17 protein-coding genes are annotated in these 20760 nt (G+C 70.6%); 7 read left to right on the top strand and 10 right to left on the bottom strand.

Annotated elements, in window-relative coordinates; translation table 11 throughout:
- The first annotated feature begins 208 nt into the window (after positions 1-208).
- On the top strand, positions 209-889 hold the full coding sequence (locus tag ABZU75_RS24060) for a hypothetical protein (RefSeq protein ID WP_355558185.1): 681 nt from the start codon (positions 209-211) through the stop codon (positions 887-889).
- On the opposite strand, the gene ABZU75_RS24065 is transcribed toward ABZU75_RS24060, so the two are convergent.
- From ABZU75_RS24065 to ABZU75_RS24100, 8 genes are all read right to left on the bottom strand, one after another.
- Entirely contained in the window at positions 861-1499 is a 639-nt protein-coding gene (locus ABZU75_RS24065; protein ID WP_355558188.1) for a response regulator transcription factor, read from the bottom strand. The two genes, ABZU75_RS24060 and ABZU75_RS24065, sit on opposite strands and share 29 nt — an antisense overlap.
- Complete coding sequence (locus ABZU75_RS24070) at positions 1477-3549, bottom strand: ATP-binding protein (RefSeq protein ID WP_355558191.1); 2073 nt, start codon at positions 3547-3549, stop codon at positions 1477-1479. The genes ABZU75_RS24065 and ABZU75_RS24070 overlap by 23 nt, the downstream gene beginning before the upstream one ends.
- 91 nt (positions 3550-3640) lie before the next feature.
- Entirely contained in the window at positions 3641-5149 is a 1509-nt protein-coding gene (locus ABZU75_RS24075) for an FAD-binding oxidoreductase (RefSeq protein ID WP_355558194.1), read from the bottom strand.
- Between the two features lie 104 nt (positions 5150-5253).
- Positions 5254-6711: an NADH-ubiquinone oxidoreductase-F iron-sulfur binding region domain-containing protein gene (locus ABZU75_RS24080; RefSeq protein ID WP_355558197.1), complete on the bottom strand. Its 1458-nt coding sequence runs from the start codon at positions 6709-6711 to the stop codon at positions 5254-5256.
- Entirely contained in the window at positions 6708-7529 is an 822-nt protein-coding gene (locus ABZU75_RS24085) for a hypothetical protein (protein ID WP_355558200.1), read from the bottom strand. Before ABZU75_RS24085 ends, ABZU75_RS24080 begins: the two co-directional genes overlap by 4 nt.
- A gap of 153 nt (positions 7530-7682) precedes the next feature.
- Positions 7683-9101: a DUF1996 domain-containing protein gene (locus ABZU75_RS24090; protein WP_355558203.1), complete on the bottom strand. Its 1419-nt coding sequence runs from the start codon at positions 9099-9101 to the stop codon at positions 7683-7685.
- Positions 9102-9106: 5 nt separating this feature from the next.
- Positions 9107-9781: a DUF4142 domain-containing protein gene (locus tag ABZU75_RS24095; protein WP_355558206.1), complete on the bottom strand. Its 675-nt coding sequence runs from the start codon at positions 9779-9781 to the stop codon at positions 9107-9109.
- Positions 9782-9796: 15 nt separating this feature from the next.
- Complete coding sequence (locus ABZU75_RS24100) at positions 9797-9928, bottom strand: hypothetical protein (protein WP_355558208.1); 132 nt, start codon at positions 9926-9928, stop codon at positions 9797-9799.
- 159 nt (positions 9929-10087) lie between these two features.
- On the opposite strand from ABZU75_RS24100, the gene ABZU75_RS24105 reads away from it, so the two are divergent.
- The 3 genes from ABZU75_RS24105 to ABZU75_RS24115 all read left to right on the top strand — a co-directional run bounded on the left by ABZU75_RS24105 (position 10088) and on the right by ABZU75_RS24115 (position 16262).
- Positions 10088-10630 carry a sigma-70 family RNA polymerase sigma factor gene (locus ABZU75_RS24105; RefSeq protein ID WP_350921124.1) on the top strand — a complete coding sequence of 181 codons (543 nt, stop codon included), beginning with the start codon at positions 10088-10090 and terminating at the stop codon, positions 10628-10630.
- Positions 10630-10833, top strand: a complete 204-nt coding sequence (locus ABZU75_RS24110; protein WP_350920930.1) for a zf-HC2 domain-containing protein — start codon at positions 10630-10632, stop codon at positions 10831-10833. The genes ABZU75_RS24105 and ABZU75_RS24110 overlap by 1 nt, the downstream gene beginning before the upstream one ends.
- 548 nt (positions 10834-11381) lie before the next feature.
- Positions 11382-16262, top strand: a complete 4881-nt coding sequence (locus ABZU75_RS24115) for an NAD-glutamate dehydrogenase (protein WP_355558211.1) — start codon at positions 11382-11384, stop codon at positions 16260-16262.
- Positions 16263-16304: 42 nt separating this feature from the next.
- Here the strand turns inward: ABZU75_RS24115 and ABZU75_RS24120 are convergent, their stop codons facing one another.
- Positions 16305-17411: a hypothetical protein gene (locus tag ABZU75_RS24120; RefSeq protein WP_355558214.1), complete on the bottom strand. Its 1107-nt coding sequence runs from the start codon at positions 17409-17411 to the stop codon at positions 16305-16307.
- A gap of 65 nt (positions 17412-17476) precedes the next feature.
- On the opposite strand from ABZU75_RS24120, the gene prfB reads away from it, so the two are divergent.
- The gene (gene prfB, locus ABZU75_RS24125; protein WP_355558217.1) at positions 17477-18598 is read left to right on the top strand and encodes a peptide chain release factor 2; all 1122 of its coding nucleotides are present in this window, start codon (positions 17477-17479) and stop codon (positions 18596-18598) included.
- Positions 18599-18661: 63 nt separating this feature from the next.
- Here prfB and ABZU75_RS24130 read toward each other — a convergent pair whose 3' ends face one another.
- Positions 18662-18850: a hypothetical protein gene (locus ABZU75_RS24130; protein ID WP_350920940.1), complete on the bottom strand. Its 189-nt coding sequence runs from the start codon at positions 18848-18850 to the stop codon at positions 18662-18664.
- A 236-nt stretch (positions 18851-19086) separates the two neighbouring features.
- Between ABZU75_RS24130 and ftsE the strand changes: the two genes are divergently transcribed.
- Together ftsE and ftsX are read left to right on the top strand one after the other, a co-directional pair.
- Positions 19087-19776: a cell division ATP-binding protein FtsE gene (ftsE, locus tag ABZU75_RS24135; protein ID WP_012888192.1), complete on the top strand. Its 690-nt coding sequence runs from the start codon at positions 19087-19089 to the stop codon at positions 19774-19776.
- A gap of 31 nt (positions 19777-19807) precedes the next feature.
- On the top strand, positions 19808-20716 hold the full coding sequence (ftsX, locus tag ABZU75_RS24140) for a permease-like cell division protein FtsX (RefSeq protein WP_350920942.1): 909 nt from the start codon (positions 19808-19810) through the stop codon (positions 20714-20716).
- The last annotated feature ends 44 nt before the right edge of the window (positions 20717-20760 follow it).

Raw genomic sequence — 20760 nt, forward strand, 5'->3', positions numbered from 1 at the left:
CACCGGGCACGGTTTCCTTGGGCGCGGTTTCCTCGGGCACGGGCCCGAGGACCGGCCTTCCCAGGCACCGCCCGAACCATGGAGGCCGCCGAGATGCGCCCCGTGGGACGTGGCGGGGTGGTCCCGGGCTTCCGGGGACATTTCTCCCGGGAGTCGGGGGCATCGGCCCAGGCGGCCTGGGACGGGGTCCGGGTTCGCTGTCCAGGTGATGAAAAATCCTGATTCATTCCGCCGGATCGTCGCCGGCATCGCCCTGCTCGCCTGGCCGCTGCTGGAGTTCCTCGCCTTCCTCACCGCGCCGCCGGGAAGAAGTCACGCCCCCGCGGTCTTCCGGGAGAGCGCGACGACAGTGCAGGTCAGCGCGCTTCTCTACCTGTGGGCCGCGCTCGCCCTCATCCCGGTGACCTTCGCCCTGGCCCACCTGCTGCGCAGGCGCGCCCCGAGAACGAGCAACGTGGGGGCCGTGCTCGGCCTGATCGGCTGCGGGCACGCGCTGACGCTCTTCACCACCGACTTCTACGACCTGGCCCTGGCTCAGATGCTGCCCGACGCGCAGGCGGAGGCGGTCACGGCCCGGGCCGGCGAGCTGTGGGGATTCCTGTACGGCATGCTGCTGCCCGCCTTCCTCGCCCACGTCGGGCTGTTCACCCTGCTCATCGCGCTGGCCGCGGTCAGGGTCGCCCCCTGGTGGGTGCCGGTCACCGCGTTCGCGGGAACGCTGGTCCCCTTCCTGGCCGTCGACCAGGCACCGGCCGTGCAGGCGACGGGCGCCCTGTTCCACCTGGCCGCGTACGGCTGGATCGCGCTGCGCGTGCTGCGGATGCCGGACGCCGAGTGGAGTGGGGAGGTCAGCGGGCAGGTCACAACCCCGCTTCCCGCGCGCGCATGATCGCCTGTGCCCGGTCCGCCACCTGGAGCTTGGTGAAGACGGCCGACACGTGATTGCGCACGGTCTTCTGGCTCAGCCCGAGCCTGGCGGCGATCTGCGGGTTCGTCAGATGCTCGGCGACCAGGCCGAGGATCTCCCGCTCCCGTCTGGTCAGCTCGGGCAGCGCCTCCTCCCGCCCGTGCTCGCGCCCCTGCTCGCCGAAGTAGCTCACCAGCCGGGTGGCGATGGCCGGGCCGAAGATGGCCTCGCCCTCGGCCACCGCCTGCACGGACCGGACGATCTCCGCCTTCCTCGCGCCCTTGAGAACGTAGCCCCTGGCGCCGGCTCGCATGGCCGCGAACACCGAGTCGTCGTCGTCCGACATGCTGAGCACGACCACCCGGATGTGCGGGTGGTCGTGGGTGAGCCGCTCGGTGGCCGCGACCCCGCCCATCCCCGGCATCGCCAGGTCCATCAGGACCACGTCGGGCTGCGCCCGCCCGACCAGGGCCAGCGCCTGCTCGCCGCTGGCCGCCTCGTCGGCGATTTCGATGCCCTCGGTCGTCGACAGCAGGGTCCGCAGCCCCGCGCGAAAACCCGGATGGTCGTCAACCAGCAGGATCCGGATCACCACCGCCTCCTTCCTCGGCCGCCGGCAGCACGACCCTGACAAGGGTCCCGCCTCCCGGATGCTCCTCGAACACGCACGATCCGCCCAACTCCACAGCGCGCTCCCGCATCGACGCCAGCCCGACCCCCGCGCGGCCCGGCCCTCCGGGGCCGTCGGGGACGGGCGCCTCCCGGCGCATCCCCCGGCCGTCGTCGGAGACCTCCAGCCTCAGCGTGCCGTCCGCCACCTCGATCCGCAGCTCCGCGCGGGTCGCTCCGGCGTGCCTGCGCACGTTGGCCAGCGCCTCGGACGCGATCCGGTAGGCGGCGACCTCGGTGGCGGCCGGCAGCGGCGGCAGGCCGTCCGGGGCGCGCAGGGCCACCCGCAGGCCGGCCGGTTGCCGGATCGTATGGGCGCGGAGCGCGCCGAGCAGCCCCAGGGAGTCCAGCGCGGGTGGGCGCAGGCCGTCCACCAGGGTCCGCACGTCGGCCACCGCGGCCTCGGCGTCGGAGACGATCTCGGCCAGCAGCCGCCGCGCGTGCTCGTCCTCGACCAGGTCGTGCACGGCCTCGGCACGCATGGTCAGCGCGGCCAGCGTGGGCCCGAGCCCGTCGTGCAGGTCGCGCCTCAGCCTGCGCCGCTCCTCCTCGCGGGCCATCACCAGCCGCTCCCGCGAGCGCCGCAGGTCGGCGGAGAGCCGTACGGCGTGCACGGCCACCGAGATCTGCCTGGCCAGGTCGCCGAGGACGCGCAGGTCGCGGGGGCCGAACCCGCTCTCTCCCGGCCTGGGCGACAGGATGAGGTCGCCGGCCCGCTCGCCGTTGTGCGTCAGTGGCAGCCGTACGAGCTCCCCTGCGGGCGTGCCGGACGCGTACCGCGCGCCGTCGGCCGTCTCGACCGCCGCGTACGGCAGGCGCAGTGCCTCGGCGACCGACCGGGCGACCCCCGGCAGCACGGTGCCCGGTTCGGCGGTGCTCTCCAGCCTGCGGCCCAGGCGGGTGAGCGCCGCGTACGGATCGTCACGCTCCCCGTACATCAGCAGGTTGACCCAGCCCCGCAGCCGTTCCCGCAGCGGCGCGAAGGCGAGGGCCACGAGCCCGGCGGCCAGGATCGAGATCGGCAGGTCCCCGGTGGGGAAGAGCGCGCCGAGGTAGCCGACCACGACCACGTACCCGCCGGTCACGCACCCCGACAGCAGCGCGTAGACCAGCGTCCGGTTGATCACCAGGTCGATGTCGAAGAGCCGGTGGCGCAGGATCGCGACGCAGATGGCGACCGGCAGGAGGGTCACGCCGACTCCGCCGACCAGCTCCCACGGGGTGTTGGTCATGGGCCAGATGGAGCCGGGGACGTCGTCGGTCAGCCCGGCCGCCAGCCTGGCCGCGACGACCACCGCCTCGATGCCGACCGCGTAGACCAGCCAGGCGACCTGGCGGCGCTCCCGGCCGCCGCTCCGAAGAGCCCGCACGCCCAGGTCCAGCGCGCCCGCGAAGAACACCACGGCGAACAGGGCGGTCATCGCCGTCTCCACCACCGGTGCCACGTCCGCGAGACCGGCCACTCCGAGCGGGTTGACCACGCCGCTGCCCTCGGCGACCTGGCTGTTCTCACCGGGCCGGAACGCGCCGGCCACCATGGTCACCGCTCCCGCGGCGGTGACGCCGATCACCAGCCGGCGGGCTCCCGCCGAGGACAGCCGCCCATCGGGGAAGAACAGCGGGATCAGGCAGGCCGACAGGTTCGCCGGCACCCAGAGCCAGGTCTGCGGCCAGGCCAGGGCTTCGGCCAGTGGCAGCCCGGGACGGGTGACGAGGCCGAGGATCGCGTACTGCCCGCAGAACTCCATGAGCGCGAAGCAGAACGCGCTCGCCGTCAACAGCCGGCCCACTCCGTGCTCGGGACGGGGCGAACCGATGAGGCCGCCCGCCAGCGCGCAGGCCGCCACGAACAGCAGGTGGGACAGGGTGAGCGGATTCGTCCCGTTGAGAACGGCCAGGACGACGGCGAGCACGGTCAGCACCAGGGTCAGGGCGCACCATGACCACGCGATGCGCGCCGCTGCCGCCGCCACTGTGCCTCCCGAGCCGGTCGCCACACCGTATCCGGCCCGGGGGACGATGTCTCGGGGTGGGACTCGCCGATCAAAGGAGCGGCCCCCGGGGTCAGATTCCCTGGGGGAGCCGGAACAGCCGGCCCGGGTCGCGGGCGGCCTTGATCTGGGCGAGCCTGGTGGCGTTCGCCCCGTAGTAGGCCGCGCGCCAGCCGCCGAGCTCGGGGTCGATGTAGTTGACGTAGGCGTGGTCGCCGAAGTGGGGTCGCATCGCCGCGTGCGAGGTCCTGGCCCAGGCGGCCGCTCCGGCGCGGTGGGCGTAGTACTGCACGCTGTAGAGGGCGGCCCGGTGCGGGAAGGCGGTGGCGTCGGGGCGGACCCGGGCGACGGCGCCGCCGAGGGCGTCCAGCAGCACGGTGTGGTTGCCGGGGCGGGCGACCTGGGCGACCAGGGTCCCGGCCCCGGCCTCGGAGAGCGGGCGGTAGGCCATGTGCGACTTGGCGGTGAAGGTGTCCCTGGACAGCCGCCCGCCCCTGGTCTGCCCCGGCAGGGACCCGCCCAGGTGGCACTGGGTGACCGAGAGCGAGCCGCAACCCGCCATGGTCAGCATGGCCTGGCGGTAGGAGGTCTGCCGGACGTAGCTCGACGAGGGCGACCCGGCCGCGTCGGCCAGCCGGTCGAGCAGCCGCTCGCAGTCGGCCCTGCCGCCGAGGTAGAGCCCGACGACCTGCACGTCCATCCCGCCGTCGCGGCTGAGGTGCATGCCCGACCACAGGGCGTCCGGGGCCGAGGGGCCCCACGCCTGCCAGGCGCGCAGCGCCCTGGCCGCCTTCGACCACGGCCAGTGCAGGAAGAACACCGTGACCTCGCGGGCCGGGTGGGTCCGGAACTCGAAGGAGACCGCCACGCCGAGGTTGCCCCCGCCGCCGCCCCGGGAGGCCCAGTACAGGTCGGCGTTGTGGTTCGCGTCGCAGGTCAGCAACTGTCCATCGGCCGTGACGATCTGGACGGACTCCATCACGTCGCAGGTCAGGCCGTACTTCCTGGAGACCACGCCGATGCCGCCGCCCAGGGCCAGCCCGCTCACCCCGACCGTGGCGCAGGTCCCGGCGGGGATGCTGACCCCGCTCGCGGCGAGCCTGTCGTAGACGTCGATCAGCTTGGCGCCCGCCCCGACCCTCGCCCGCCCGGCGGTGTGGCTCACCTTGCTCATCCGGGACACGTCCAGGACCAGGCCGGTCCCGGTGGACCAGCCGGCGTAGGAGTGCCCGCCGGACCGCACGGCCAGCGGCACGTTCAGCCGGCGCGCGAAGCCGACGCACTCGGCGACGTCGGAGGGGTTGGCGCAGTAGGCCACGCCCGCGGGCCGCACCGCGTCGAAGGTGGGGTTGAACAGCCGGCGTGCGCTGTCGTACGAGGCGTCGCCAGGCCGGATGACCTTGCCGGCCAGCCCGTCGGCCAGGGCCCGCCAGTCGGCGGGGCGCGGGCCGCTCGCGGCGCGCGTGGTATCCCGGCCGGTCACGCCGGTGGCGCCCAGGGCGGGTGTGCCCTGAACGCCCAGTGCCAGAGCGGCCAGGCCGCCGGTACGAAGGAATGCCCGCCTGTCAGGAGCGGTCCGCATGCGTTCTCCCCGAGGTTCCGTGTCGACTACCCGATAGGACGACCGCATCCATCACCTGGTTGGTCACATTCACATCACCGTTCGCGCGACGGGTCTCGACGGGGTCAGGTCCCCTGCACCACGCGCAGTGCGAGGGCGGGGCACATCTCGACGGCCCTGCGGGCCATCCGCCGGAACTGGGCGGGTACGGTGTCGCGGCCGAACACCGGGTAGCCGTGCTCGTCGAGCCGGACGAGGTCGGGGGCGAGCCGGGCGCACAGGCCGTGGCCCTGGCAGCGGGTCCAGTCCACGGTCAGCTTCACCTCGGGCTCGTTCTCCTGCGGAGGCAGGGGGAGCACGCCGTGCACCGGGCGCCCGCAGGTGCCGTGCAGGAGGTGTTCCTCGATGTCGTCGGGGAAGGCGTCCAGCGCCGACAGCACGAACCTGGCCGTACCGTCGGGGTGGAAGCACGCGCCCCTGCCCTTGACGCTCGCCGCCCTGGCGCGCAGTTCGTCCAGGGCGGCGGCGGAGCCGCCCATGACCTCGGCCATCGACTGCGCGACGCCCGGGAGGCCGAGACGGCACGGACCGCACTGCCCCGACGACTGGGCGGCCAGGTATCTCGCCACCCTGACCGTCTCGCCCAGCGGGCAGGTCTCCCCGCCGAGCGGCACGATGATCCCGGCGCCGAGTTGGCCGCCCGCCTCGGCGATGCCCTGCCGGGAGACGGTCGCCACGGCCGCGGCGTCCGCGTGGAGCCACGCGCCGTGGTAGCCGCCGACCAGCACGCCGTCGCCGGTGGAGGCCTGGCAGGCGTCCAGGACGGCGTAGAGCGGCGTGCCGGTCGCGACCTCGACGACGGCCGGGGCCTTGGCCGAACCTCCCACGGTGAGCAGCACCGTGCCGGGCTCGCGCGCCGTGCCGACGTCGGCGTACCGCTCGGCGCCCAGGGTCGCGAGGACCGCGAGCTGGGCGTAGGTCTCGGCGTTGGACAGCAGGGTGGGCAGCCCGTTCACCCCGCTCTCGACGGCCCTGACCTTGCGGCCCGGCGGCTCTCCGACCTGCCCGTTCACCGACCTGACCAGGGCGCCGCCCTCGCCGGAGATGAACCGTTCGACGATGCCGGCCACCCGGACCTGGTCGCCGATGCCCCGCTCCTCGACCGCGGCGGTGACGGAGGTCTGGCCCATGCCGCCCTCGACCGTCGCGATCACGACCTGCTTGGCGCCGATCGCGCCCGCCGCGAGCAGCGCCCCCTCGATGACCAGGTGGGGGGTTCTGGTGAGCAGCATCGTGTCCTTGCTGCTGGCCGGCTCGCCCTCGGCCGCGTTGACCAGGACGATCTTCTCCGGCTTCTTGTCCATCACCGCGCGGACCTTGCGGGCGAAGGGGAAGGCGGCCCCGCCCCGCCCGCGCATGTCCACCTCGTCGGCCAGCGCCGCCAGCTCCTCGCCGGACATGCCGGGCGCCGTGCCGTGCATGTCGCGGTGGGCCGCGAGGTCCATCCTGCGGCAGTCCTCCAGCCCGGCGGTCAGCCGGGCCGGCCCCAGCTGCCGGACCGGGGGAACGCGGTAAGGGATCATCCAACGCCTCCGATGCGGCGAAGCTCCGGTGGGTTCTCGCGCACCTGGCGCGGGATGCGGCCGATGATGCTCGTGGGCGGGGTCAGCTCCGCGGCGGCGGGTGCCTCCACGGCGGCCTCCTCGCGTACCGGGATCTGCCCGGGCTGCAGCTCGGAGATCACCCTGATCAGCAGGGCCGCGCCCACCGCGACCAGGCAGATCACGTAGCTCCAGGTCACCCACTCGGCGGGACGGCGGCCCGCGGTCAGCCCGTGCAGGACCGCCAGCGGCCACGCCAGGTAGGCGGAGCCGTGCAGCAGCCGCCAGAGCCACGGCCTGTTGTTCTCCGCGAACCTGGCCCGGGCGACCCCGGTGAGGAAGACGAGGATCATCAGGTCGGAGGCGATGGCGCCGAAACCGACGTACAGACCCTGGCCGCCGGTGGCCAGCGGGACCACGGCGGAGGCGGGAGAGGTCCTGCTTTCGATGATCTTCATGGTGACGTGGATGCCCAGGGAGCCCATACCGATCATGGCGGTGGCCCGGTGCACGAACTGGGAGCGGATCCGGCCCGGGACGGGCAGCACGATCCGGTCGGCCGACAGCAGGCCGAGTGCCACGGTCGCGGTGAACGACACGAGGGCGATCACGCCCCCGAAGAACGAGAAGACCCCACGGATGGTCGCGGCCATCTCCATGCCGGGCCCGGTCCGCCCGAGCATGAGCAGGCCGACCACGGAGACCGTGATCGTGGCACCGAGACCGATCCTGGCGGGTCTTCGGTCGAGACTTGTCCCGGCCTCCGAGCGGGTGTGTCGCGGAGTCCGTCTGTTACCCACCTGTTGCTCCTGTCTGCGAAGCGGCTCGACGACGTCTGCGTGCGAGGGGGATGGACTCTGGTACTGCGAGATGCCGCTCCCCGGCCTCCGCGGGGGTGTGGAAGAGGCGCGGAGACGGGGAGCGGCGGCTCCGGGGGACTCCGGGGGACATCGTCAGCAGCGACGCCCCCGGTTGATGCAGTCGACGGCGAACCTCATGAGCCGGTCGGGCATCACGTTCGCGAAGTCGGCGTGGTCGGTGACGGGGTTGTGGCGCTGCTCGGGGAAGGCGTCCAGCGCGAAGGAGGCCGTACGCGGGGTGGAGTAGACCAGGGTCATCCGCAGCTGCGGGATCGGCCTGGTACCGGACGGGCAGGCGCCGCCCGCGTCGGGGAACAGCACGTGCGTGCGGTGGTTGGCGCTGTCCGTGTTCTGGCCGTCCCAGCAGCTGGGGAAGTCCAGGATCCGCACGAGCAGGCTGCCTCGGGGGCAGAGCGGGTACTTGGTGGTGATCCGGTTGGTGAACCCGGTGCAGGTCCACTTGGCCAGGGCGTTCGCACCGCCGTTCGTGGCGGCCTTGGCGTCACCGGTGATCATCCTGATGAAGCGCGGCATGGCGGTCACCCTGGCCACCGGGTTGCCGCGGAACTGCAGGCTCACCTGGCGGGCCCGCAGGATGGTGCCGACGTTGCCGTCCGGGTCGGTGGCGTTGGCGTCGGACGTGCGGTCGCGCAGGACCGGCCAGAAGTAGGTCGAGCGGTCGCCGAGCGCGCACGTGGTGCCCGCCGCGGCCAGGGACTGGTCGGTGCTGAAGGCGTCGGTCGACAGGTTCCCGACGTAGTCGTGGATGTGGTGGGCGCCGTTGCTCACCCCCGGGGCCACGATGAAGTTGTCCGGGTTGCGGTGGCCGTTCTCGTTCCTGCCGCACCGGGAGGTGAAGGTGCCGCCCGAGCCGCCGCGCCGGGTCCTGACGTCCTGGAAGTTCCGCTGGACCTGCCGGATGTCTATGAAGTCCTCGGGGAACGGCCCGAGGTCGGCGCACTCCTGCTCGTCCTGCGGGGGAGCGGGGGTCTGGCCGGGGGGAGCGTCCGTGGGCGCGTCGGCCGGCGGGGCATCGGTGGGCGCCTGAGTGGGCGCCTGAGTTGGGGCCTGCGTGGGCTGCCTGCGGCGGGAGTCGATGTTGTTCTGGGCGGTCTGCCGGTCGACGGACTCCTCGGGGGCGGCCGGTGGCGGCGTGGGAGCCGCCTGGATGAGGCTTCCGGCCGCGGGGGGCGCGTCGGCGGGCTGGTCCTGGGCGGGCTGGTCCTGCGCCGGCGGGTTCTGAGCCGGCTGATCTTGCGGGGGTTGGTCCTGTGCCGGTTGGTCCTGGGCGGGTTGGTCCTGGGCGGGTTGGTCCTGGGCCGGCGGATTCTCGGCCGGGGCGTCCTGCGTGGGGGGTGCCTGGTTCTGCTGGCTCCGCTGGTTCTGGCCCTGTTCGGCGGGATCGCAGTGGTCGGCGTAGGCGGGGGCCGTGCGCGCCGCCGTGAACGTGACGGTGGTGAGCGTGCCGGCGGCGAGCGCCAGCGCTGACAGGGGGATGAGCGAGCGTTTCATGCGTTTCAAGCGTGTTCTCTCCTCACAGGTGTGTCGAGAGCGGCTGTGACGGGCGGTGGCGAGGGCGCGGGGGGCTCCGGCAGGGTCGAGTAGTCGACCAGCCCCGTGCTCTCCAGCAGGGTCATGTGCTTCATGACCACCTCCACCGCCCGCTGGGCGAATGGCCGGACCAGGTCGTTGCGGGTGCCCGCGCGTACCGCGGCGACCACCGTGAAGACCTTGCCGTGGGCCTGCCGCAGCAGCCGGGCGAACAGCAGGTCGTACTCGGCGCCGGCGTTCACCGCCGCCAGTTGCGCCATCCAGGACTGCTGGTCGGCGTTGGGCTGGCTGGGCAGTGGCACGTTCAGCTTGGCGGCGAGGGCGCGAACCTCCTCGTCGAGCTTGAGGTGGTCGGTCATCAGATGCATGCCGACCTCCTTCACCCGCTTGCCCGCGGCCCGCTGCTGGGCCTGCTGGCCGCTGGGAATCTCCCAGAGCCCGGCCAGGCGGACCTTGACCAGCAGGTCGCGGTCGGCCGGTCCCAGGGGCCCCTGCGGGGTCTGGGTCCAGCCCTCGGTGGCCAGGGACGCGGTGCCGCCGGGTGGGGTGATCAGGACGACCGCCACCGCGGCGACCGCGATGAAGACCCCGAACAGCAGGGGTTCGCCGTTCTTGAAGCGGCGGAACAGTGATCTGAACATGGCCCGGTTCCGCTCTCAGATACCGGCCTTTACCAGGGCCTTCTCGGTGCCCGGCGCGGTGCCGAACGTGCCGTCCGGCCCGGGGAGGACCGGGTACGCCAGGAGGAGGACAGTTCCGACCGGCCACGGGATGTGCCGCACTGCCATGTCGTTTCCTTTCCCCGAGGCCCGCCGATGCGGGCGCACTTGGGGGGAGGTACGCGCTATCACCCGGGCAGGTTCATGGGAAGTGAGTAGATAGTTAGAAATGACCGGAGTTGCGGGAGTTGCAGACGTGACTGATAACGAAGGTGTAAAGATGTGCCCGTGCGTCGTCAACTCGACAGTCGGTTCGAGAGCACGGACACCGATGTTGTCCTGGTAGAGGACCTGTACCGGGAGTTCGGTGTCCCCTTGCTCCGTCATGTGCGCAAGGCCACAGGCAACGACCTGCAATGGGCGGAGGACGTCGTCCAGGAGACGCTCGTCCGAGCCTGGCGTAACGCAGAGAGGTTGCAACGAGAGCCGGGTCTGTTGTGGGCCTGGCTCCTCACCGTCGCCCGCCGTATCGTCATCGACGGTCGTCGCAGGCGAGGGACCAGACCACAGGAGGTCGAACCCGCCGACGCGAACGCTGTGCCGGTTCCCGACGGAGCCGATCGTGCGCTGGAGGCGATGATCGTCGCCGAGGCGTTGCGAGAACTGTCCCCAGAACACCGTGAAGTCATCGAGCAGACTTACCTACGGGACCGTACGATTAACGAGGCGGCGGAAATCCTCGGGATACCGCCGGGTACGGTCAAGTCCCGGCTCTACTACGGGATCCGGGCTCTCCGAAAGGTTCTGAAGGAGAGAGGTGTCGCGAGCTGATGTTCCCCTCCCCGCATCATGACGTGGCGGCGTACGCCCTCGGGGTGCTCGACGAAGAGGACCACGAGGCGTTCCAACGTCACCTCATGACATGCGAGGAGTGCCAGATCGAGCTCCGGGAACTGAGCGAGGTTCCCGGATTCCTCGATGTGGTCCGGCGGGACCGCTCCAACTCCATGGACGACGGTCGAACGTCACATTGACGTTTGGCCGGTTTTCGGGTGATATCAGTAACGGTGGTGTGCCCCGGTCAACGAGGATCGGAGCAAAGGGCCACTGGAGGTGTCGTGCCACGGGCCAAGCCCGATGGGCGGAGTGCGGGCCGGACGGCCCCGCCCGCCGGGCGAGGTGCAGGGAGCGAGACCCGACTCGCCCGGCTGCGCCGTAGCCTCGCCGAGGCGACCCTGTGGGATGATTGTCCTACCGCCATCTCCCAGGGAGAGTCCGTCGTCTCCGGCCCGGAGACCTTCCGTTCTCCGCGGGCGACGGTGAGAGATCTCGGCTCACATGACGAGCCGAGGCAACCGGCCGGAACCCCACCCACCCGTGACGAGACGGCCACCGTGTGGCGGGCGTTCCGCGCCCCGGGTCTCCGAACGGGGAGCGTGACCGGGAACGGGTGGCCCGAAGAGGGCGCCGCACACCGGAACGCGGGTGCGGAGACATCACTTTCTCCCTGGCGGGAATCATGAGTTTCAACATGGTTCCTCATCAAAATGTGCAAAACCCCTCACAAAGGAGTGAGAGCGACATGCCGCTCGACGAGGCCAAGGACGAGCTGCTGAGGAGTGCCGCCGAGACGTGCGCGCACACACCTGGCAGCGACCACGTGGGCGTGGAGGAGGCGCTCGCCTTTCTGCGGCTCTACTACCGGCATGTCGCCCCGGAGGACCTGCTGAGCCGGAACCCGGTCGATCTGTACGGCCCGGCGATCGCCCAGCGGCAGCTCGCCAGGGAGCGCCCCCAGGGCCGAGCCCTGGTCCGGGCCTACACGCCGAGCCTGGAAGAGCACGGCTGGGACCCCGGGTTCTCCATCGTGGAGATCGTCACCGATGACATGCCCTTCCTCGTCGACTCGGTGACGATGGAGCTCGACCGCCACGACATCGGCACCCACCTGGTCATCCACCCGCAGATGCGGGTGCGCAGGGACATGACCGGAAAGCTGCTCGGACGCGGCCAGGAGGACGTCACCGGGCAGATGCTCGCCGAGTCCTGGATGCACTTCGAGGTCGACAGGCAGGCCGACCCCGCCGTGCTCAGGTCGATAGAGGCCGAACTGCAGCGCGTCCTGGAGGACGTGCGCGGCGCCGTCGAGGACTTCGTCAAGATGCGTGCGCTCGCCCTGCGGACCGCCGAGGACATCTCGGCCAACCCGCCGCCCCTCGACCCCGCCGGGGTGGAGGACAGCCTGGAGCTGATGCGCTGGCTGGCCGACGGGCACTTCACCTTCCTGGGCTACCGCGAATACCGCCTGGAGGAGAGCGAGGAGGGCGACAGGCTGCACCCGATGCCCGGGACCGGGCTGGGCATCCTCCGCAACGACCGTGCCGACTCCGGCAGCTTCGCCGCGCTCCCTCCCGAGCTGCGCGCCAAGGCCCGCGAGAAACAGCAGATGCTGATCATCACCAAGGCCAACACCCGCGCCACGGTCCACCGGCCCGCCTACCTCGACTACGTGGGCGTCAAGCTCTTCGACGCCTCGGGCGAGGTCGTCGGTGAGCGGCGCTTCCTCGGCCTCTTCACCCATGTGGCCTACAGTGAGTCGATCTCGCGTGTCCCGGTGCTCCGGCGCAAGCTGGCCGAGGTGATCGTGCTCGCCGGCCTGACCGCGGACAGCCACGACGGCAAGGACCTCATCGAGATCCTGGAGACCTTCCCCAGGGACGAGCTCTTCCAGACCTCGGTGGAGCAGCTGCTGCCGATCGCGCTCGGCGTGCTCAGGCTCCGCGAGCGCAAGCAGGTCAAGGTCTTTCTCCGCCCTGACGACTACGGCCGTTACGTCTCGTGCATGATCTACCTTCCGCGCGACCGCTACACCACCAAGATCCGCGTCAAGATGCAGGACATCCTGCTCAGGGCGCTCGGCGGCACCTCCTTCGACTACAGCGCGATGATCGGCGAGTCGGCCCTCGCCCGGCTGCACGTGGTCGTGCGTGGCGAGCGCGGCAGGCCGCTGCACGCCGACGCGGTGAACGTCGAGGAACTGGAGGCGAGGCTGGCCGCCGCCACCAGGTCCTGGGAGGACGACCTGGTCACCGCGATCACCGAGCTGAGCCCCGAGGACGAGGCCCCCGGGCTCGTCCGCCGCTACGCCTCGGCGTTCCCCGAGGGGTACAAGGCCGACTTCCCCGCCCGGATGGCGGTCGCCGACCTGCGTCGCCTGGAGGCGCTGGCCGGCTCCTCCGACGAGATCGGGATGAACCTCTACGAGCCCTACGACGCCTCGGAGGGAGAGCGTCGCTTCAAGCTCTACCGCCTCGGCGCGCCCGTCTCCCTGTCGAGGGTGCTGCCGCTGCTCCAGCGGATGGGCGTGGAGGTGGTCGACGAGCGGCCGTACGAGATCGACCGCGACAACGACCCGGCGACCAAGGACGCCTGGATCTACGACTTCGGCCTGCGCTACACGCCCTCGCCCGAGGTGGACAGGGACGAGTTCAAGCGGCTCTTCCAGGACGCGTTCGGCGCCCTGTGGGCCGGGCGGGTGGAGAGCGACGGGTTCAACGGGCTGGTCCTGACCGCCGGTCTGACCTGGGAGCAGGCCGAGATCCTGCGCGTCTACGCCAGGTACCTGCGCCAGGCGGGCACCACGTTCAGCCAGGAGTACATCGAGCGGGTGCTGATGGGCAACGTGCGGCTCGCGCGGTTGCTGGTGCGCCTGTTCGAGGCCAGGCTCAACCCCCGGCGCCCGGCGGAGGTCCGCGCGGACCTGGCCGACGCGCTGCACGAGGAGATCCTCGCGGCCCTGGACGAGGTGGCCTCCCTGGACGAGGACCGGATCCTGCGGGCCTACCTGGAGATGATCGGGGCCACGCTCCGGACCAACTACTTCCAGCGGGTCGGCGGCGAGCGCAAGCCGTACGTCAGCCTGAAGCTGGACTCGCCGTCGATCAGCGTGCTGCCGCTGCCCCGGCCGAAGTTCGAGGTGTTCGTCTACTCGCCCCGGGTCGAGGGTGTTCACCTGCGGTTCGGCAAGGTCGCGCGGGGTGGGCTGCGCTGGTCGGACCGGATGGAGGACTTCCGCACCGAAGTGCTCGGGCTGGTGAAGGCGCAGATGGTGAAAAACACCGTCATCGTTCCCACCGGCTCCAAGGGTGGCTTTGTCGTCAAAAATCCGCCGAAGTCGGGATCGCGAGAGGACACCCTGGCCGAGGGCATCGCCTGCTACCGGATGTTCATCTCCGGGCTGCTCGACCTCACGGACAACCTCGTCGACGGCCAGGTCATCCCGCCCGCCGACGTGGTCAGGCACGACGAGGACGACACCTACCTGGTGGTCGCCGCGGACAAGGGCACCGCGACGTTCTCCGACATCGCCAACGCCGTGTCCAAGGAGTACGGCTTCTGGCTGGGCGACGCCTTCGCCTCCGGCGGCTCGATCGGCTACGACCACAAGGCCATGGGCATCACCGCCCGGGGCGCCTGGGAGTCGGTCAAGTACCACTTCCGCACGACCGGTGTCGACATCCAGAACACCGACTTCACCGTGGCCGGAATCGGCGACATGTCCGGTGACGTGTTCGGTAACGGCATGCTGCTCTCCCAGCACATCCGGCTGGTCGCGGCGTTCGACCACCGGCACGTCTTCGTCGACCCCCACCCGGACGTCGCCCGGAGCTACGCCGAGCGCGCCCGGCTGTTCGCGCTGCCCCGCAGCTCATGGGCCGACTACGACGCCTCGCTGATCTCCACCGGAGGCGGCGTCTGGCCCCGTACGGCCAAGTCGATCCCCATCTCCGCGCAGATGCGCGCCGCGCTCGGCCTCGACGACGACGTGATGTCGCTGGCCCCGGCCGACCTGATCAGCGCCATCCTGCGAGCCCCGGTCGACCTGCTGTGGAACGGCGGCATCGGCACCTACGTCAGGGCGGCGAGCGAGTCCAACGCCGACGTCGGCGACAAGGCCAACGACGGCCTGCGGGTCACCGCCGCCGAGCTGCGCTGCAAGGTGATCGGCGAGGGCGGCAACCTGGGCTTCACCCAGCTCGCCCGGATAGAGTTCGCGCTCAACGGCGGGCTGATCAACACCGACTTCATCGACAACTCCGCCGGTGTGGACACCTCCGACCACGAGGTCAACATCAAGATCCTCCTGGACCGGGCGATCCGGGAGGGGGATCTCACCGACAAGCGGCGCAACCAGCTCTTCCTCGACATGACCGGCGAGGTGGCCCAGCTGGTCCTGCGTGACAACTACGACCAGAACGTGGTTCTGGCCGCCGCCCGCGAGCAGGCGGCCGACATGCTGCACATCCACTCGCGCCAGCTGCGCAAGCTGGAGCGGGCCGGCCTGCTCAACCGGGAGCTGGAGTTCCTGCCGTCGGACAAGACGCTCGCCGAGCGCCGTCAGGCCGGGCTCGGACTCACCGCGCCGGAGTTCTCGGTGCTGCTGGCCTACACCAAGCTGGTGACCGACGCCGAGATCCTCGCCTCCGACCTGCCGGACGATCCCTACCTGACGTCCTGGCTGGTGTCCTACTTCCCTTCGGCACTGCGCAACGGGGAGGTTCGCGCCTACATGTACACCCACCCACTCCGGAGGGAGATCATCACCACCGGTGTGGTGAACGACCTGGTCAACTCCAGCGGGACCACCTTCATGTTCCGCCTCGGTGAGGAGAGCGGCGCGTCCACTCCCGACATCGCCCGCGCCTACCTGGTGACGCGCGAGGTCTTTGACCTGCCCAGCCTCTGGCGCCAGATCGAGGAGCTGGACAACAAGGTCGACACCTCCGCCCAGATCGCCATGGAGCTGGAGGCCCGCAAGCTCGTCGAGCGGGGCACCAGGTGGCTGCTGGGCAACCGGCGCCCGCCGCTGGACCTGGCCTCCACGGTCGACTTCTTCGCCAAGAGCATGAACGGCCTGCTGCCGCACCTGCCCAAGCTGCTGACCGGGGCCGACCTGGTCGCGTTCGAGGAGCGGCGCGACGGTTTCGTCTCCCGGGGCGCCCCCGCCGAGCTGGCCGAGCGCGTCGCCGCGATGGTGCCCGCCTACTCCACGTTCGATCTGGTCGAGGTGGCCGCGCGCACCGACAGGCCGGTGCACGACGTCGCCGAGGTCTACTTCGACCTCGCCGACCGGCTTCAGCTCTCCAGGCTGCGCGAGCGCGTCATCGCGCTGCCCAGGGACAGCCGCTGGAACTCCATGGCGCGGGCCGCGCTCCGCGACGACCTCTACGCCGCGCACGCGGCGCTCACCCACAACGTCCTGGTGCACAGCACGCCGGGGCTGTCGCCCGAGGAGCGCCTGGCGCGCTGGGCCGAGGCCAACTCGGCCGCGGTCTCGCGGGCGAAGCAGACCCTGTCGGAGATCTGGGAGAGCGACAACTTCGACCTCGCGACCCTGTCGGTGGCGCTGCGCGCGATCCGCACGCTGGCGGCCACCGTCAACCTCCCGCACGCCGAGGCGTGAGCCGCCCGCCCGGGTCCCTCGCGGGGGACCCGGGCGGACCGGTCAGCTCACGATGACCTTCGTGAGGCCGCCCAGGTAGCCGATGACCCTGGCGGGCCGGCCGCTGTCCTTGGCCGGGACCGTGCTCACGTACAGCTGCGTCTCCACGGTGCGCAGTTCCTCACGGATGAAGCTCTCGGTCGTCAGCTTCCTGGCGTCCGGCGGGATACGGGCGTCCGACGCGCACGGATCGATCTTGACGCTCCTGGTCGTCGTCCTGATCAGCGAGTAGACGACCAGCGCGCCGCCGTCGGTGGTGCGCAACGCGTGCACCGGGTAGCTGCTCGCGGCGAAGATCGAGTCGTAGCCCAGGCACGCGCTCTTCCCGTCCCTGCGCCGCTTCGCGATCTCGTCGGCGAAGCCGGTCGTGTGCGGGCTCTTCTCGATCAGCCCGGCCGCGAACCCCCGCTCGCCCTCCTCGGCCGAGGTCGCGTGCAGCGGGGCCATGAGCCGCGGGCTGATCGCCACGGTCGCGTCATCCTCGCCCAGCGACGTCGCGTACCCGTCGGCGTCCTTGGTGATCTCGGGGGGCCGGGTGCCCTCATCGAGCAGCGAGGTCGAGCTGAGCCGCCAATCCTCCCCGGGTGACCGCATGAGGGTCAGCACGGCGGTGCGGACCCCGCCGGAGGGCTCCCTGCGATCCACGATCGCGGCGAACCAGAGGGGACCGTCCTGCCCGCGCGGGACCAGCAGCTCGGGGGTGCCCCACGTGTACGAGGGGAGTGCCCCGGTGGAGCCGTTGAAGGCCGCCACCGTGAGGGCCTCCTGCCCGTCGCGGGTCTGCTCCCGCATGAGCCTGCGGTCGGCGTCCAGGTGCGGCGTCGCCGCACCCAGCACCCCGTCGGCGCCCAGGACGCCGGCCAGGGCCTTCGCCGCCTCGTCGAGCGTGACCGGAGGCGCTGGGAGCGACGGCGCCGTCGTGGGGCGGGCGGCCGACGTGTCACCGGCCGGAGATCCCGACGGGCTCCGCCCCGGCCGCGCGTCACCGGAGACGGAACGGGGATCGGAACACGCCGCGGTCGCGGCGGCCAGTGCCAGCGCGAGCGCGAGCACGCCCCTTCGCCTGCGTCCGCGCACGTCCACCTCCCGATGCTCCCCGATGCGGGCCATGCTAGCCATGGTGGGGGAGAGTGCCGTACACGATCGGGTGCGAAGGTCGCGTACCCTTTACAGACGTGGCACTCATCGATCCGGCAGAACAGATCAACGAGCTTACCGGGACGCTGAACAGCATCCAGGACGTGCTCGACCTCGGCGCGATTCGCAAGCAGATCGAGGAGCTGGAGGATCAGGCCGCCGCGCCGGACCTGTGGAACGACCAGGAGCGCGCACAGAAGGTCACCAGCAAGCTCTCCTACCTCCAGGGCGAGGTCAACAGGGTCGAGTCGCTGGTGCGGCGGCTGGACGACCTCTCAGTCCTGTACGAGCTGGCCGCCTCCGAGGAAGACGAGGACACCCAGCAGGAGGCCGACCGCGAGCTGGCGTCCCTGAAGAGCGACATCGGCGCGCTGGAGGTCCGCACCCTGCTGTCCGGCGAGTACGACGCCCGTGAGGCGGTCGTCACCATCCAGTCCCAGGCCGGTGGCGTGGACGCCGCCGACTGGGCCCAGATGCTCCAGCGGATGTACCTGCGGTGGGCCGAGCGCAAGGGCTACCCGACGGACATCTACGAGACCTCCTACGCGGAGGAGGCCGGGATCAAGTCGACGACCTTCACGGTCAAGGCGCCGTACGCGTACGGCACCCTCCGCGGCGAGCACGGCACGCACCGCCTGGTCCGCATCAGCCCGTTCGACAACCAGGGCCGCCGGCAGACCTCCTTCGCGGGCGTCGACGTGGTGCCGGTCGTCGAGACGACGGACCACATCGACATCAACGAGGACGATCTGCGCGTCGACGTCTACCGCTCCTCGGGCCCCGGCGGCCAGGGCGTCAACACGACCGACTCCGCGGTCCGGCTGACCCACCTGCCCACCGGCATCGTGGTCTCCTGCCAGAACGAGCGCTCGCAGCTGCAGAACAAGGCGACCGCGATGGCGGTCCTGCAGTCCAAGCTGCTGGAGCGCAAGCGGCAGGAGGAGGCGGCGGCGCTGAACGAGATCCGGGGCGAGTCGACCACGTCGTGGGGCACCCAGATCCGCAACTACGTGCTGCACCCGTACCAGATCGTCAAGGACCTGCGGACGGGCGCCGAGGCGGGCAACCCGAGCGCGGTGCTCGACGGAGACCTGGACGGCTTCATCGAGGCCGAGATCCGCTGGACCCGCCGCCAGGAGGCGGGCGTCGAGGGCGGGTAGGCCGCGTGCTCGCCTCACGGGCGCCTGGGCGTCCGTGAGGCCGTGTCCCCCCCGGGGACGCCGTCAGGTCCCGCTGAGGTGTCTCAGGGCCAGGGTGAGGAAGAAGAGCACGATCAGCACCAGGGCAATGAACGCGGGGGTCATGCCGCCGAGGCCGTGGTGGTGCTGAGCGCGGTACGCGCGGCAGCGAGGGCAGCGGCCCTCGGCCACGGGGTGAGCACACCCCGCGCAGACCAGGTCTTCACAGCTCATGCCGTCCTCCCTCTTCGAGGTCAGAACCACTTTATCCGGTCGTTACCGGGCGCCGAATCGTTTTGTTTCCGTTATGGACGTTCCATGCCAGTCTTCCCCCTAGACTGGGCTCCGGCCAACCGGAACGTCGATCAAGCGTAAATGACCGGCGCCCCCCGACCGGCGAGAGGTGGAAGTGGCCCTCTGCCACTCCTGCGACCGTCCTACCCCCTAGACTGGCATGCCGTGATGCGCCCGTGATCCATTTTGATAATGTCACCAAGGTCTACGCGAACCAGAACCGGCCCGCGCTGGACCACGTCAGCGTCGATGTCGACAAGGGCGAGTTCGTGTTCCTCGTTGGCCCCTCGGGGTCCGGGAAATCGACCTTTCTCCGCCTGGTCCTGAAGGAGGAGCGCCCCAACTCGGGCGCGATCCACGTGGCCGGCAAGGACCTCGCCCGACTGTCCAACTTCAAGATCCCGCACCTGCGCCGCCGGATCGGTTGTGTCTTCCAGGACTTCCGGCTGCTCCCGAACAAGAACGTGTATGAAAATGTCGCGTTCGCTCTGGAGGTGATCGGCAAGCCACGGCGTTTCATCCGTAAGGTGGTCCCCGAGGTCGTCGAGCTCGTCGGCCTTGAAGGCAAGGCACACCGAATGCCCGACGAGCTGTCCGGTGGCGAGCAGCAGCGGGTCGCGATGGCCCGGGCGTTCGTCAACCGGCCGATGATCCTGCTGGCCGACGAGCCGACCGGAAACATCGACCCCGCGACGAGCATCGGCATCATGAAGGTGCTCGACCGGATCAACCGGACCGGCACCACGGTCGTCATGGCCACGCACGACGCGGCCATCGTCGACTCCATGCGCAAGCGGGTGGTGGAACTGGAGGACGGCAAGATCGTCCGTGACCAGTCGCGGGGCGTGTACGGCCAGGCGTACTGACACCAGGACCGGAAAGAGCGACAGGAAGAGCATGCGGGCAAACTTCATCTTCTCCGAGGTCTGGATCGGCCTCCGCCGCAACCTCACGATGACCATCGCGGTCATCGTGACCGTGGCGATCGGCATGGCGTTGCTGGGCGTCGGTCTGATGATCAACTCCCAGATCTCCAGCATGAAGGACTTCTGGGCGGACAAGGTCGAGGTCTCGGTCTTCCTGTGCAAGAAGAACGACCCCTTCCCGCAGTGCAAGGGCAGTGGCGGTGTCAACGCCCAGGAGCAGGCCGAGTTGAAGGCGACCATCGAGGCCATGCCGCAGGTCGAGCAGGTCACCGTGGAGAACGCGGCCGAGGCCTACAAGAACTTCCGGGACCAGAACGCCAACAACACGGTGCTGCTCTCCGCCATCCAGGTCGAGGACATGCCCGAGTCGCTGCGGGTCAAGCTCAAGGACCCGGAGGCCTACGGGCCGGTGATCGAGGCGGTCAAGGGCGCCCCGGGAGTCTCCAACGTGGTCAACCAGAAGGAACTCCTGGAGAAGTTCTTCGGGCTGCTGGAGAAGCTCCGCTGGGCCGCCCTCATCGTGGCGATCATCCTGGTCTTCGCGGCCACCCTGCTGATCGGCAACACCGTCAGGCTCTCGGCGTACAACCGCAGGCGTGAGACCGGCATCATGCGCCTGGTGGGCGCCTCCAACCTCTACATCCAGCTCCCGTTCGTGATGGAGGGCGTCATCGCCGGCCTGATCGGTGGTGTGGTGTCCGCGGTGATGCTGATCGTCAGCAAGGTCTTCCTCTTCGACGGGGTGCAGCTCTACCTCTCTCCCAACAGCCAGCTCTCCTGGGAGACGGTCGCCTCGGTGATCAGTCTCACCATGGTCATCGGTGTGTTCATCTGTGTGCTGGCCTCCTTCGTCACGCTCCGCCGCTACCTGCGGGTGTGACGCCCCCGTGCCCCTCCAGGACCGTCGCGCGGGCGCCCGGCGCC

The organism is Streptosporangium sp. NPDC005286, from assembly GCF_040607515.1.
Taxonomy (GTDB): Bacteria; Actinomycetota; Actinomycetes; order Streptosporangiales; family Streptosporangiaceae; genus Streptosporangium.